Source organism: Paracoccus sp. JM45 (assembly GCF_003590715.1).
Classification (GTDB): Bacteria; Pseudomonadota; Alphaproteobacteria; order Rhodobacterales; family Rhodobacteraceae; genus Paracoccus.
Genome location: NZ_QQVY01000001.1, coordinates 473,170 through 487,900 on the forward strand (window position 1 = coordinate 473,170; position 14,731 = coordinate 487,900).

Consider the following 14,731-nt stretch of genomic DNA (forward strand, 5'->3'; position numbering starts at 1 on the left):
GAACTTGCTTTTCGTCTGTGCATTCATATCTGAGACGCTTGGGCATCAGGGACACGGCATGGAACAGAAGTTCATCGAAGTGCGCGGCGCGCGCGAACATAATCTGAAGAATGTCGATATGGACATTCCGCGCGACAAGCTGGTGGTGATCACCGGATTGTCGGGTTCAGGCAAATCATCACTGGCGTTCGACACTGTCTATGCCGAAGGGCAGCGGCGCTATGTCGAAAGCCTGTCGGCGTATGCGCGCCAGTTTCTGGATATGATGGGCAAGCCGGATGTGGACCACATCAGCGGCTTGTCCCCCGCCATCAGTATCGAACAGAAGACCACGTCCAAGAACCCCCGTTCGACCGTCGGCACCGTGACCGAGATCTATGACTATATGCGCCTGCTGTTCGCGCGCGCCGGCACGCCCTATTCCCCCGCGACCGGCCTGCCGATCGAGGCGCAGCAAGTGCAGGACATGGTCGACCGCATCATGGCCCTTCCCGACGGCACCCGCGCTTTCCTGCTGGCCCCCATCGTGCGCGACCGCAAAGGCGAATACCGCAAGGAGTTTCTGGAACTGCGCAAGCAGGGGTTCCAGCGCATCAAGGTCAACGGCGAATTCTATGATCTGGACGAACCGCCGACCTTGGACAAGAAATTCCGCCACAATATCGACGTGGTTGTTGACCGGGTCGTTGTGCGTGAAGGCATGGAAACGCGGCTGGCCGACAGTCTTCGTACCGCGCTGGATCTGGCCGACGGCATTGCCAATCTGGAAACCGCCCCGTCCGAGGGTGACCCCGAGCATCTGACCTTCAGCGAAAAATTCGCCTGTCCGGTCAGCGGCTTCACGATTCCAGAAATCGAACCGCGGCTGTTTTCTTTTAACGCCCCCTTCGGTGCCTGCCCCGTCTGTGACGGTCTGGGAGTTGAGCTGTTCTTTGACGAACGCCTAGTCGTGCCGGATGCCACGCTTTCGGTCGATAAGGGCGCGATTGCCCCGTGGGCCAAATCGAAATCGGCCTATCTGACGCAAACCGTCAATGCGCTGGCCAAGCATTACGGCTTTGACAAGAAGACCCCGTGGAAAGACCTGCCCAAGTCGGCACAGGATCTGTTCATGCGCGGTTCGGGCGAAGAGGAAATCAAGTTCCGCTTTGACGATGCCGGTCGCGTCTATGAAATCGCCCGCGTGTTCGAAGGGGTGATTCCCAACATGGAACGCCGTCTTCGCGAATCGGACAGCCAATGGGTTCGCGACGAATTCGAGCGTTACCAGAACAACCGCCCCTGCGGTGCCTGCACCGGTTATCGCCTGAAACCCGAAGCCTTGGCCGTCAAAATCGCGGGCGACCACGTCGGACAGGTGGTCGAACTGTCGATCAAGGACGCATTGGCATGGGTTACGGACGCCCCGAACCATCTGTCCAAGCAAAAGAACGAAATCGCCACGGCGATCCTTAAGGAAATCCGCGAACGCCTCGGGTTTCTGGTCAATGTCGGTCTGGATTATCTGACATTGTCACGTGCTGCAGGCACTTTGTCGGGTGGCGAAAGCCAGCGCATCCGTCTGGCCAGCCAGATCGGCAGCGGCCTGACAGGTGTGCTTTATGTTCTGGACGAACCCTCGATCGGATTACACCAGCGTGACAACGACCGGTTGCTGACCACGCTGGTAAACCTGCGCGATCAGGGCAATTCGGTTCTGGTCGTCGAACATGACGAAGACGCGATCCGGCATGCCGATTACGTCTTCGATATGGGTCCGGGTGCAGGCGTCCATGGCGGGGCCGTGGTCAGCCACGGCACGCCGGACCAGATTGCCGCCGATCCGAACAGCCTGACGGGGCAATATCTGTCGGGAAGTAGGTCAATTGCGGTTCCTGAAAAGCGCCGGAAGGGGAACGGCAAGAAGGTGACTGTCGTCAAGGCGACCGGAAACAATCTGAAGAAAGTCACAGCGGACTTTCCGCTTGGCAAGTTTGTCTGTGTGACCGGCGTGTCTGGTGGCGGCAAATCCACCCTGACAATTGAAACCCTGTTCAAGACCGCCAGCATGCGCCTGAACGGTGCGCGTCAGACCCCTGCCCCATGCGAAACCATCAAAGGGTTGGAGCATCTGGATAAGGTCATCGACATCGACCAACGCCCCATCGGCCGCACACCCCGTTCGAATCCGGCCACCTATACCGGAGCGTTCACCCCGATTCGCGACTGGTTCGCCGGTCTGCCCGAATCAAAGGCGCGTGGTTATAAGCCCGGTCGCTTCAGCTTTAACGTTAAAGGTGGCCGCTGCGAGGCGTGTCAGGGCGATGGTGTCATCAAGATCGAGATGCACTTCCTGCCCGACGTCTATGTCGAATGCGAAACCTGCAAGGGCAAACGCTATAACCGCGAAACGCTGGAAGTGACTTTCAAAGGTCAATCCATCGCCGACGTGCTGGATATGACGGTCGAGGACGCGCAGACCTTCTTTGCCGCGGTGCCGTCGATCCGCACCAAGATGGACGCGCTGATGCAGGTGGGGCTGGGCTATATCAAGGTCGGCCAGCAGGCAACGACCCTGTCGGGTGGCGAGGCACAGCGTGTGAAGCTGTCCAAGGAATTGTCGCGCCAATCCACAGGCAGGACATTATATATTCTGGACGAACCGACCACCGGCCTGCATTTCGAAGATGTCCGCAAGCTGCTGGAAGTGCTGCACGAACTGGTTGAACAGGGCAATACGGTGGTGGTCATCGAACACAATCTGGATGTCATCAAAACAGCTGACTGGCTGATCGACATCGGTCCCGAAGGTGGCGATGGTGGCGGCGTTATCGTGGCGCATGGCACCCCAGAGGCCGTTGCCAAGGTCGAGGCCAGCCACACAGGCCGTTACCTGGGCGATATGCTGACCCCTGCCCGCATGCGCGCCGCCGAATGACCCCTGTTGCATGGCAAAGGATCGAAGGCGCCTTGATTGTTCTGGGCGCCCTTCCCTTGGCAGTGATGACGCAGAACGGCTGGCCTTGGTGGGTATGGCCTTTGGCTTTACTGGCACCTGATTTGGGCGCGGCGGGATATCTGGCCAACCGCCGAATTGGTGCATTCACCTATAATGTCACCCATCTTTACGGCACCGGCCTGCTGCTGGCGCTGATCGGTGTTGCTTTGGGACTGACGGGGCTGATTGCGGCAGGGGCAATCTGGATGGTCCATGTGGGCGCGGATCGTGCCTTTGGGATGGGGCTGAAGCGGATTTCAGGCTTCGTTGACACGCATTTGGGGCAGTTGGGCGAAGCTGGTTCGGAAAAAAGCTGAAAATGGCGATTTTTCCTCTTGCAGAGCGCGGGCGCTTTCCGTAAATCACCGCCTACCGAAGGCAGACCGGAAACGGGATGCAGACGGAACGGAGCGGGCGTAGCTCAGGGGTAGAGCATAACCTTGCCAAGGTTAGGGTCGGGCGTTCGAATCGCCTCGCCCGCTCCAGATAAACAAAAAGCCAGATCTTCGGATCTGGCTTTTGTCGTTTCAGCCCTTTCCACATTACAATTCACCAAGACAAAATTCTGACCGCGCGGCAAAAATCATGCGTTTTGCCCCCTTGCGTATCCGGATGGCTTTCACTAAATCACCGCTTACCGAAGGCAGGCCGGAAACGGAATGCAGACGGAACGGAGCGGGCGTAGCTCAGGGGTAGAGCATAACCTTGCCAAGGTTAGGGTCGGGCGTTCGAATCGCCTCGCCCGCTCCAGATTACAAAAGGCCGGATCTTTGGATCCGGCCTTTGTCATTCCAGTCACCCGTCGATACGGATGCGCGCGTTTTGCGGATCAAAGGGGCTGTCCTCGGCCACGACGGCGTCGAAGAGCTGGCGGAACATCCGTACCTGCAACTTTGTGCCCAGTACGGCCAGATCAGGGCGGACATAGCCCATGCCGATCTGCTTGCCAAAGCCCACCGAATACCCGCCCGAGGTCAGGCGACCCACGCGGGCACCATCCAAAAACAACCCTTCGCGGCCCCAAGGGTCGGCATCATCCGGCCCGTCGATCAGCAACGTCACGCATTGCGACCGGATACCCTTGGCCTGCATCGCATCCTTGCCTTTGAAATCCTTGGACAGATCGACGAAGCGATCCAGACCAGCCTCTAGCGGCGTCGCATCGCGGCCCAGTTCGGTCCCGAAGGCACGATAGGATTTTTCCTGACGCAGCCAGTTCTGCGCCCGCGCCCCCACCAGTTTCAGCCCCAATGGTTCGCCCGCAGCCATCAACTGGTCAAACAGGTGATTCTGCATCTCGATCGGGTGATGCAATTCCCAGCCCAATTCGCCGGTATAGGCAACGCGGATCGCCTGTACCGGCACCATGCCCAGTTCGATCCGGCGCGCGGACAGCCACGGGAAGCGCTTGTTTGACAGGGCGGTTTCCGGTTCGGCGTCGCGAACCAGCTTGGACAGAATCGCGCGCGATTGCGGGCCCGCGATGGCAAAGACGCCCCATTGCGTGGTTACATCCTGAATGGCGACATAGGCACCGCCCGCCGCCATAAAATCCTGCGCGGATTTGATCAGGTTGTCGGCGTCGTAATCCGTCCATGCACCGGCTGACACCAGATAGTAGTCATCCTCGGCCCGCCGGACGATGGTATATTCGGTGCGCGTGGTACCTGCATCTGTCAGGGCATAGGTCAGGTTGATGCGGCCAACCTTGGGCAGCTTGTTGGTGGTGAACCAGTCAAGGAACGCCGTCGCCCCCGGCCCTGTGACGACATGTTTGGCGAATGCGGTGGCATCAATCAGACCGGCGGTGTTGCGGATGGCCTCGGCCTCGGCCTTGGCATATTGCCACCAGCCGCCGCGGCGGAAACTGCGCGCGCCGTGGTCGTCAAACCCCTGTGGCGCGAAGTAATTCGGACGTTCCCACCCGTTCACCTGACCGAACTGCGCCCCGCGGGCGGCCTGACGGTCATAGGCGGGCGATGTCCGCAAAGGACGCGCGGCGGGGCGTTCTTCGTCAGGGTGGTGCAGGATGAAGACGTGGTCATAGGCTTCTTCGTTCTTTTTCACCGCATATTCGGTGGTCATCCACGACCCGAAACGGCGCGGGTCCAGCGATGCCATGTCGATCTCGGCCTCACCCTCGGTCATCAGCTGGGCAAGGTAATGCCCGACACCGCCCGCCGCGGTGATGCCAAAGCTGAACCCCTCGGCCAGCCACATGTTGCGCAGGCCCGGCGCAGGGCCGACCAGCGGGTTGCCATCGGGGGTATAGCAGATCGGACCGTTGAAATCGTCCTTGAGGCCCACCGTTTCCGAAGTCGGGATCCGGTGGATCATCGCCATATATTCCTCCTCGATCCGGTCCAGATCCAGCGGGAACAGATCCGCACGGAAGCTGTCAGGCACGCCATAGGGGAAGCGCGCGGGGGCGCCTTTCTCGTAGGGGCCCAGAATCCAGCCACCGCGTTCCTCGCGCACATACCATTTTGCATCGGCGTCGCGCAGAACGGGGTGTTCGGGATTGCCCTCGGCACGCCATTTCAACAGCGCGGGGTCGGGTTCAGTCACGATGAACTGGTGTTCGACCGGGATCGCAGGAATGCGGATACCCAACAGACGCGCGGTGCGCTGCGCGTGGTTGCCTGTGGCGGTGACGACATGTTCCGCTCGGATTTCAAAGGTCTCGCCCGAAGAAATCAGGTTACCCCCTTTTTCGACCATACGCTCGCAGGTCACGATCCACTCTGATCCGGTCCACGCATAGGCGTTGACCTGAATCTTGCGTTCGATCGCGCAGCCCGCCATCCGCGCGCCCTTGGCCATCGCCTGCGTCACGTCGGCGGGGTTGATATAACCGTCGGTCGGGTGAAACAGCGCGCCTTTCAGGTCATCGGTATGCACCAACGGCCAGCGGTCGCGAATCTGCGCGGGGGTCAGGAATTCATGCTCGATCCCCACGGTTTCGGCCGTGGCGGAATAGAGCATGTATTCGTCCATCCGCGCATCGGTCTGGGCCATCCGCAGGTTGCCGCAACGGCTAAAGCCCGCGTTCAGGCCGGTCGTCGCCTCAAGCCCTGCATAGAGCTTGACCGAATAATCGTGGATATGGCTGGTTGCATAGCCCATGTTGAACAGCGGCAGCAGACCTGCGGCATGCCATGTGGACCCCGCCGTCAGTTCGTCGCGTTCGACAAGCAGCGTATCCCACCCTGCCCGCGCCAGATGCAGCGCGATGCCGCAACCGACCGCGCCGCCCCCGACCACCAGAACCTTAACATGCGACTTCATCCCGCGACTCCTTGAAGGCCTTGTTTCACCAGTGATGCATGATCGCGGAAACCGTGCGTCAGAAGGCCCCGACCAATGCGGGCGAAAAACGACATCCATGATGCGGCACTTGCCCGACCCGTCGCCAAAGGTTAGGTTCTGCGTCACGATTCAAGGAAAGCGCCTGATATGCAGATCTGCCGCAGCACACAGGCCATGCGCGAATGCATCCGGAACTGGCGTCAGAATGGCGCACAGTTGGCGCTGGTTCCCACCATGGGCGCGCTACACGAAGGGCATCTGGCGTTGGTGACGCGTGCACGGGCATGGCTGGACGCACATGGCGGGGGACGGGTTGTCACCTCGATTTTTGTGAACCCGACACAATTCGGTCCGAACGAGGATCTGGCCAAATACCCGCGTGACGAGGAAAACGATCTGACCCTGCTGCGGTCGGTCGGCTGCGATGCGGTGTTCCTGCCGCAAGTCCACGACATCTATCGCCCCCATGCCCAGACCCATGTCGAGGTGGCGGGCCTGGGCGGCATGCTGATGGGCGAACTGCGTCCGGGGCATTTCCGCGGGGTGGCCACTGTTGTGACCAAGCTGTTCAACATCACCCAACCCGACGTCGCGGCCTTTGGCGAAAAAGATTACCAGCAGCTGACCCTGATCCGGCAGATGGTCGCCGATCTGGATATTCCCGTCGATATCCTGCCTGTCCCGACGGTGCGCGAAGCAGACGGGCTTGCCATGTCATCGCGCAACCGTCGCCTGACACCCGAAGACCGCGCGGCGGCGACTGTGCTGGCCCGCGCTCTGGATCAGGCGCAAGCACAGGTCGCGGCAGGTGCAACCTTGCAGGCGGTCCATGACGGGCTGCGGGACATGCTGGCAACCGAACCGCGGGCCGATACGCAATCCATCGACATCCGTGATGCCGATGATCTGTCACAACCGACCGCATTTTCCCGCCCCGTCGTCATCCTGCTGGCCGTTCGCTTTGGCGATGTGCTGCTGATCGACCAGCGCGTCGCCCACCCGTAAGGAGGCTGCAATGTCCGCCCAAGCCCCGATCAGACGTATCACGGTTCCGCAGATTGCCGACCGCAAGGGTGCAACGCCCATCGTGTCGCTGACCGCCTATACCGCCCCGATGGCCGCGATGGTCGATGCCCATGCCGATGTCATCCTTGTGGGCGACAGCCTTGGAATGGTGGTCCACGGGTTGCCATCCACCATCGGCGTGACGCTGGAGATGATGATCCTGCACGGACAGGCGGTCATGCGCGGATCGCAACGGGCGATGGTCGTCATCGATATGCCCTTTGGCAGCTATGAGGAAAGCCCCCAGCAAGCATTCCGCAACGCCGCCCGCGTGATGGGTGAAACCGGTTGCGGCGCGGTCAAGCTGGAGGGTGGCACCCGCATAGCCCCGACCATCGGTTTTCTGGTCGAACGCGGCATCCCAGTCATGGGCCATGTCGGTCTGACCCCGCAATCGACCAATGTCATGGGCGGCTTCAAAACCCAAGGGCGCGACGAATCGACATGGCCCGCCCATATTCAGGACGCCGTCGATGTCGCCAATGCCGGTGCCTTTGCCGTCGTGGTCGAGGGCGTGATGGAACCGTTGGCCGACCGCATCACCGACAGCATCAGCGTGCCGACCATCGGCATCGGTGCCTCGGCCCGCTGTGACGGGCAGATCCTTGTGCTGGACGATATGCTGGGCCTGTCGGGCCGCGTGCCGCGTTTTGTCAAAAAATTCGGTGACCTTGGTCCGCGTGCGGAAGATGCCATCGCCCAATATGCCGCCGCCGTGCGCGACCGCAGCTTCCCCGACGAAGGCCAGCTTTACCGTTAACCTGCGTCGAAATCGGCGCTGCGGGCCAGCCGCGACAAGGCCAGCGGTACCGTCAACAACAGCGCCAAGCCCAGATAGATCCGCCCAAGGCTGATATGTTCAGCCAGCCAGCCGATCATGCCCGGTGCCAGCAGGATACCGGAATAGCCCATCATCGTCACAACCGATAATCCCATCCCAGAGGCCAGCCCCGGCAGATTCCCCGCCGCCGAAAAGGCGATGGGCACCATATTTGCAATGCCGATCCCCGCCAGCGCAAAGCCGGCAATGGCCAGAACCGGCGTCCCTGAAAGCCCCGCCAAACCCAGCCCTGTCATGGCCACACCTGCACTGATCCGCAACGTCAGCACTGCGCCCAGCTGTTGCCGCAACCTGTCGCCCAGAAAGCGCATGACCGCCATGGTCGCAGCGCATCCCGCAAAGCCCCAGCCCGCCACAGAAAGCGAGGTTCCCATCTCTCGTTGCAGATAAACCGCCGCCCAATCCAGAATCGCACCCTCGGGCACCATTGCGGTCAGCGCCATCAGCCCCAGAAGATAGGGCACCGGTGACACCGGCAGACGCAGGGATGTGCGGGGTTGGTCCGCAGCAGGGGCATCCTGCAACAAGCGCGGCAATGCGATCAGCAGGCCAAGGGCAAAGACCGCAAAGACCGCCATCCCATGGGCCAATTCGCCCAGATGCTGGATCATGCTGCCACCGCTGGCGGCGCCGGCAAAGGCACCAAGGCTCCAGAATCCGTGGCAGGATGACATGATGGCGCGCTTGCGCGCGCGTTCGACCGCAACGGCATTGGCGTTCATCGCCACATCCATGCCGCCCAGCAAACCGCCGAAGAAAAAGACCGCAGCCCCCACCGTCCAGACATCCGGCGCAACCGAAATCAGCAGCAGCGTCGGCGCGGCCACCGATGCCGCGACCCTAACCGCCCGCGCCGACCCGCGCCGGGCCACCATCGCCCCGAAGACCGGCATGATGCACATTGATCCCGCGCCAAGGCACAGCACGACCAAACCTGCCGTCCCTTCGGATATCGACAGCCGTTCCATTAACGCAGGCAGCTTGGGGGCCCAGCTGCCGATCATCATTCCATTGATCAGGAATAGGATCGACACCGCAGCCCGGAATGACAGACGCATCGTTTACAACATCGCAGGAACCACCAGATCGGATGGCCGGTGGCCATCGGCGAAGGTCTTGATATTGATGATGACCTTTTCGCCCATCTCGGCGCGCCCTTCGACGGTGGCCGACCCCATATGTGGCAGCAAAACGACATTTGGCAATTCGCGCAGACGAGGGTTGATCTCATGCCCGTGTTCGAAAACATCCAGACCGGCGCCAGCGATTTCACCCGCCCGCAGCATCCGCGTCAGTGCATTTTCGTCAATCACCTCACCGCGCGAGGTGTTGACGATGACCGCTGACGGCTTCATCAGTTTCAGCCGCCGCGCATTCAGCAGATGGAAGGTCGCGGGCGTATGCGGCGCATTTACGCTGACCACATCCATGCGGGCCAACATCTGGTCCAGACTTTCCCAATAGGTCGCCTGCAACTGGTCCTCGACCTCGGGGCGCAGGCGTTTGCGGTTGTGGTAATGGACCTGCATGCCGAACACATTCGCGCGACGGGCAACGGCCTGACCGATGCGCCCCATGCCCAGAATCCCCAAACGACGCCCCCCGACACGCCCGCCCAGATGCGATGTCGGCGACCAGCCCGACCAGCGGCCGGTCTGCATTTCCGACATGCCTTCGGGAATACGCCGCGTGACGGCCAGAATCAGCGCCAGTGTCATATCGGCAGTATCCTCGGTCACGACACCGGGGGTATTGCTGACCAGCACTCCGCGCTGGCGGGCCGAAAGAACATCGATGTGATCCACCCCCGCGCCAAAATTCGCGATCAATTTCAGACGTTCGCCTGCGCGGGCCAGCATATTGGCGTCGATCTGGTCGGTCACGGTCGGCACCAGAACGTCAGCACCCTGCATCAATGACACCAGTTCATCGCGCGACAGCTTTGCGTCATCATCACGCAGAACCACATCGAATAATTCCGACATGCGCGTTTCGACGGCTTCGGGCAGGCGACGGGTCACGGCCACGCGCAACTTCTGGCGGGTCGAGGACGGGTTGGAGGACATGGGTCACCTCACTTTCTCGATGTCGTGGCAGGGCTGCACTTCCAATGGCGGGTCTCTTTTGGCAAACTGCCCGCGTTGAGGGGCAGGCACAAGACCCCAGAAGGGTGCATGATCGGGTCTGTTGATCCGGCCTGTCGCACCGCAGGAAACAGGAACGGACAGCCGATGATAGCACTGACGGGCAAACGACATGGGGCCATGCGTGCCATCGCCGTATCGATAATGATGGCGATGATAGGATTTGCCGGTGCTGTCATGGCACAAAACAGCGGCACCCCCGCAGCGCAGGCACAAGACAGTGACGCGCAGATCCAGCGCGGTGCGGTCACGAATCTGCCCCTGCCCCGCTATGTCAGTTTGAAAGGCAGTGAAGGCAATGCCCGTCGCGGCCCCAGCCTGTCCCACCGCATCGACTGGGTGTTCCGCCATGCCGGCATGCCCCTGCGCGTTGTGGCCGAATTCGGCCATTGGCGGCGTGTCGAAGATAAGGACGGTGCCGGTGGCTGGGTCCATTACGCCTTGCTGTCTGGCGTCCGCACAGCCTTGGTGACCGAGGATATGCTGCCCCTTCGCACCCGCCCGCATATAGATGCCGATATCGTGGCACGCGCCGAACTGGGGGCGATTCTGCGGCTGAACGAATGCGAACCCGAATGGTGTCGCGTTTCCGGTGGTGGTCAACGGGGCTGGGTTCCGAAAACCACCATCTGGGGTGTGGATGCGGACGAATTGCGCGATTGACACCGCACGAGCGCCGCGTCAGCGGCGCGCCTGACGCCGGGCCGGCAGGACGCCGACCAACGGTCGGCACCCTCAGTCACCATCACGCCAGCCCGCGGCCTTTCAACAGCGCATCGACACCCGGCATCCGCTGACGGAAGTCGATCCATAACTGATCGGCAGGGGCCGAACCACCGCGCGACAGGATCGTTTCCTCCAACCGCTTGGCGGTGTCGGCGTCGAAAATGTTGCCGGTTTCCTCGAATGCCGCAAAGGCATCCGCGTCCATCACCTCGGACCACATATAGCTGTAGTATCCGCTGGCATAACTGTCGCCCGCGAAGACATGCGCGAAATGCGGTGTGGCATGGCGCATCGGAATGGCCGCCGGTCCGTCCAGTTCCTGCAACACCTGCGCCTGTTTTGCCATCGCATCGCTCGGCGGCGTGCCGCGGTGAAAGGCAAGATCGACCAGCGCGCTTTCCAGATATTCCACCGTGGAAAAGCCCGCATCTGCCTTACCAGCCGCCAACATCTTGTCACGCAATTCGGCGGGCAAAACCTCTCCCGTTTCGTGATGGCGGGCATGGGCGTCCAGTACGGCGGGCTGTTCCAGCCAGTGTTCGTAAAGCTGGCTTGGCAATTCCACAAAATCCTGCGCAACCGAGGTGCCGGAAATCGACGGCCAAGTCACGTTTGACAGGATGTGATGCGTGGCATGGCCGAATTCATGGAACAGCGTGTGCGCGTCATCCCATGACAGGAAGGCAGGCGATCCGGCCTGTTCGGGCGGGGTGAAATTACAGACATTCACGACAATCGCCCGCTGTCCGTCACCCAGTTTGTGCTGCACCTGAAGCGAGGAACACCACGCCCCCGACCGCTTGGCCGGACGGGCAAAGAAATCACCGACGAAAATCGCCATCAGCTGGCCATCGCGCGTCACACGCCATGCCCGTGCCTGATCGTCCCACAGGGGGGCGTCAACCGGCTGGAACTCCAACCCGAACAGGCGGTTGGCGACATCGAAGACCGCGCCCAGCATCGCTTCCAGCGTCAGATATGGCGCAACCTGATCAGGGTCGATCTGATGGTCACGGCGGCGCAGACGTTCAGCGTAAAGACGCCAATCCCAAGCCTCCAGCGTGCCATTCACACCGTCATCATGCAGCATCGCGGTCAGTTTGGTCGCATCCTGATCGGCGCGGGTCTTGGCGGCGGTCCAGACCTGCGACAGCAGATCCTGCACATGACCCGCATTCCCCGCCATCTGGGTTTCCAGCTTCCATGACGCGAAATCGGCATAGCCCAACAGCTGGGCGCGTTCGTGGCGCAGGGCCAGAACCTCGGCCACCAAGGGCAGGTTGTTGGTCGCATCGCCGCCTGCACCCGACCCCGACCCGCGCGCCGTCCACACACGGAAGGCCGTTTCACGCAACGTCCGGTCGGTCGCATTTTCCAGAAACGGCACAATCAGCGACCGGTTCAGCGTCACCACCTGCCCCGTCATCCCGCGTTCCTTGGCGGCAGCACGCATCGACCGCAGTAACCAGTCAGGCAGCCCCTGCAGGCGATCATCGGGGATCGCCATGACAAAATCACGTTCATCCGTCAGGACGTTCTGGGTGAAATCGGTCGTCAGAACCGCCATCCGGCTGCGGACTTGCGCCATGCGGGCGCGTCCCGCATCATCCAGCCCCGCACCTGCGCGGGTCAGATCGCGCAGGGCCAGTTCGGTAATACGCGCATCTTCCGGCCCAAGATCGGCGATATTTTCGGCAACCGTTTTGACGCGCGCATAAAGCCGCGGGTCCATGCTGATCTTGCTGCCGTATTCGGCCAGACGCGGCGCGAAATCACGCTGCAGCGCCTGTCGCGCATCATTCGAATCAACCGATGCCAGCGTATAGAAGATCGACAACAGCCGGTTCAGGCCGTCATCCGCCGTTTCCATCGCGGCGACGGTATTGGCGAAAGTTGCGGGTTCGGGGTTGGCGGCAATCGCCTCGGCTGCGGCCTCGGCGGCGGCAAGCTGTTGGTCGAAGGCGGGGGCGAAATCCGTGTCGCGGATCAGATCGAAACGCGGCAGCCCTTCAGGGCCGGACCACTGCAAAAGCTCTGGGTTCATCAGGACCTCCTTGATTGCCGCCACCCTAGAAGTGTCGCGCGAAGGGTGCCAGAGGCTATTGCCCGCAAACCCGACAGGCAGGATTTTGTGATGTGCCGATCATCCGGCTTTCGCCATAAAGTCCGTCAAAGATCATCATCCGGCCCCGCAGCCCCTGCCCTGCGCCGGTCAGATGCTTGATCGCCTCCAACGCCATCATGCTGCCGATAACGCCGGGAAGGGCGCCGACGACACCCGCCTCGGCGCAGGGGGCGTCGCGTTGGGGCGCAGTGGGGAACAGACAGTTCATGCAGGGACCGCCCCGCGCGGGGTCGAACAGGGTGATCTGCCCTTCCCATTGCCCGATCGCACCGGACAACAGCGGCACACCCGCCGCCACACAGGCGGCGTTGATGGCCGCGCGGCCCGCAAAGCTGTCAGTGCCATCAATGACCAGATCAAGGCCCGCGATCAGATCGGCATCTTTAGCAATGATGCGGCGGATCAGTGGCGTCACCTTGATATGGGGGTTCAAGCGCAGCATCGCCTCGGCCGCGGCATAGGCTTTGGGTTCGCCGCGCAGATCGTCGCGGAAGATGACCTGCCGTTGCAGGTTCGACAGGCTGACGACATCATCATCGGCCAGCGTGACATTCCCCACACCCGCCCCTGCCAGATACAGACAGATGGGCGACCCCAAGCCCCCCGCGCCGATGACCAGCACTTTTGCCTGCCGCAAGCGCATCTGGCCCGAGCCGCCGATTTCGTGCAGCACCAGATGACGGGCATAGCGGTCGATCTCGCTGTCGGACAGCATATCCGGTTCTGCAACCGGTTCGATTTCCGGGGTGGCACGCTGACGCAATCGGCGTAATCCGGCGCGATAGGCAAAAACCACGGCGACCAACCCCGCCAGAACCAGCCACCCCGCCGCATTTCCACCAAAAGCCCGCGCAAGGCCGCTGTCAGGCACAGTCAGTTGCAGTGCCAGCATCAGCGCCCAGACCCCGCCCAGCAGCGCCCACATCACACGCGCTGGCAAACGGGTGATGCGGCCAAAGACCAGCAACAAAGCGATGATCCACAGGCCCAGCATTACCCGCGCCCTCCGGTCGAACCAAAACCGCCGTGCCCGCGTGTGGTGTCATCCAAGCTATCCACCAGTGCAAATTGCACCTGCGGGGCCGGTGCGACAACCATCTGGGCGATGCGGTCGCCATGCGCGACGGTGAAAGACTGATTACCAAGATTAATCAGGATCACCCCCAGTGGTCCGCGATAATCGCTGTCGATGGTGCCTGGCGCATTGGGCAATGCGATGCCATGTTTCAGCGCCAGACCGGAACGGGGGCGGATCTGCACCTCCCACCCTTGGGGGATGGCCAATGCCAGTCCGGTGGGGATCACTGCGCGACCCAGCGGTGGCAGGGTGATGCCGATCGCGCGTAACTGCGAAGGCAGGTTGGCGCAAAGATCGGCGCCTGCCGCACCTGCGGTCTGATAGGACGGCAAAGGCAGCGCGGCATCGCCATCAGCCAGCCGCATTATCCGGATCGGGGGTATATCGGTCATCATGCAGGCACCTTGCAAAAGCAAAGGCCGCGCGGCAATCCCCACGCGGCCCCCAAAATGTCACATCAGCGCCG

General features: G+C 61.6%; 11 protein-coding genes and 2 tRNA genes. 7 read left to right on the plus strand and 6 right to left on the minus strand.

All coding sequences use genetic code 11. The features are described from left to right. The first annotated feature begins 58 nt into the window (after positions 1-58). The 4 genes from uvrA (at position 59) to DWB67_RS02415 (ending at position 3,727) form a co-directional block, all read left to right on the plus strand. Positions 59-2,917: an excinuclease ABC subunit UvrA gene (gene uvrA / locus DWB67_RS02400; RefSeq protein WP_119805890.1), complete on the plus strand. Its 2,859-nt coding sequence runs from the start codon at positions 59-61 to the stop codon at positions 2,915-2,917. After that, on the plus strand, positions 2,914-3,294 hold the full coding sequence (locus DWB67_RS02405) for a DUF4260 domain-containing protein (protein WP_119805891.1): 381 nt from the start codon (positions 2,914-2,916) through the stop codon (positions 3,292-3,294). Before uvrA ends, DWB67_RS02405 begins: the two co-directional genes overlap by 4 nt. 93 nt (positions 3,295-3,387) lie before the next feature. Then, a tRNA-Gly gene (locus tag DWB67_RS02410) sits at positions 3,388-3,462 on the plus strand. Positions 3,463-3,652: 190 nt separating this feature from the next. Then, positions 3,653-3,727, plus strand: a tRNA-Gly gene (locus DWB67_RS02415). Between the two features lie 45 nt (positions 3,728-3,772). Here the strand turns inward: DWB67_RS02415 and DWB67_RS02420 are convergent. Beyond that, entirely contained in the window at positions 3,773-6,265 is a 2,493-nt protein-coding gene (locus tag DWB67_RS02420; protein WP_119805892.1) for an FAD-dependent oxidoreductase, read from the minus strand. Positions 6,266-6,433: 168 nt separating this feature from the next. On the opposite strand from DWB67_RS02420, the gene panC reads away from it, so the two are divergent. Next, complete coding sequence (panC, locus tag DWB67_RS02425) at positions 6,434-7,291, plus strand: pantoate--beta-alanine ligase (protein ID WP_119805893.1); 858 nt, start codon at positions 6,434-6,436, stop codon at positions 7,289-7,291. A gap of 10 nt (positions 7,292-7,301) precedes the next feature. Next, positions 7,302-8,111, plus strand: a complete 810-nt coding sequence (gene panB, locus DWB67_RS02430) for a 3-methyl-2-oxobutanoate hydroxymethyltransferase (RefSeq protein WP_119805894.1) — start codon at positions 7,302-7,304, stop codon at positions 8,109-8,111. Here the strand turns inward: panB and DWB67_RS02435 are convergent. Both DWB67_RS02435 and DWB67_RS02440 read right to left on the minus strand, forming a co-directional pair. Then, positions 8,108-9,250: an MFS transporter gene (locus DWB67_RS02435; RefSeq protein ID WP_119805895.1), complete on the minus strand. Its 1,143-nt coding sequence runs from the start codon at positions 9,248-9,250 to the stop codon at positions 8,108-8,110. The two genes, panB and DWB67_RS02435, sit on opposite strands and share 4 nt — an antisense overlap. Before the next feature lie 3 nt (positions 9,251-9,253). Further along, positions 9,254-10,258 carry a D-glycerate dehydrogenase gene (locus DWB67_RS02440; RefSeq protein WP_119805896.1) on the minus strand — a complete coding sequence of 335 codons (1,005 nt, stop codon included), beginning with the start codon at positions 10,256-10,258 and terminating at the stop codon, positions 9,254-9,256. Positions 10,259-10,423: 165 nt separating this feature from the next. Here DWB67_RS02440 and DWB67_RS02445 point away from each other — a divergent pair, with 165 nt between their 5' ends. Then, a complete protein-coding gene (locus DWB67_RS02445) occupies positions 10,424-10,999 on the plus strand; it encodes an SH3 domain-containing protein (protein WP_182911462.1) in 576 nt (191 codons plus the stop codon). A gap of 82 nt (positions 11,000-11,081) precedes the next feature. On the opposite strand, the gene DWB67_RS02450 is transcribed toward DWB67_RS02445, so the two are convergent. Genes DWB67_RS02450 through dut form a run of 3 tightly spaced genes read right to left on the minus strand, consistent with a single transcriptional unit; the run spans position 11,082 to position 14,657 of the window. Then, on the minus strand, positions 11,082-13,106 hold the full coding sequence (locus DWB67_RS02450; protein ID WP_119805897.1) for a M3 family metallopeptidase: 2,025 nt from the start codon (positions 13,104-13,106) through the stop codon (positions 11,082-11,084). 55 nt (positions 13,107-13,161) lie between these two features. Continuing rightward, a complete protein-coding gene (locus tag DWB67_RS02455) occupies positions 13,162-14,181 on the minus strand; it encodes a HesA/MoeB/ThiF family protein (protein ID WP_119805898.1) in 1,020 nt (339 codons plus the stop codon). Beyond that, complete coding sequence (gene dut / locus DWB67_RS02460) at positions 14,181-14,657, minus strand: dUTP diphosphatase (RefSeq protein ID WP_119806165.1); 477 nt, start codon at positions 14,655-14,657, stop codon at positions 14,181-14,183. Before dut ends, DWB67_RS02455 begins: the two co-directional genes overlap by 1 nt. Positions 14,658-14,731 lie beyond the last annotated feature (74 nt).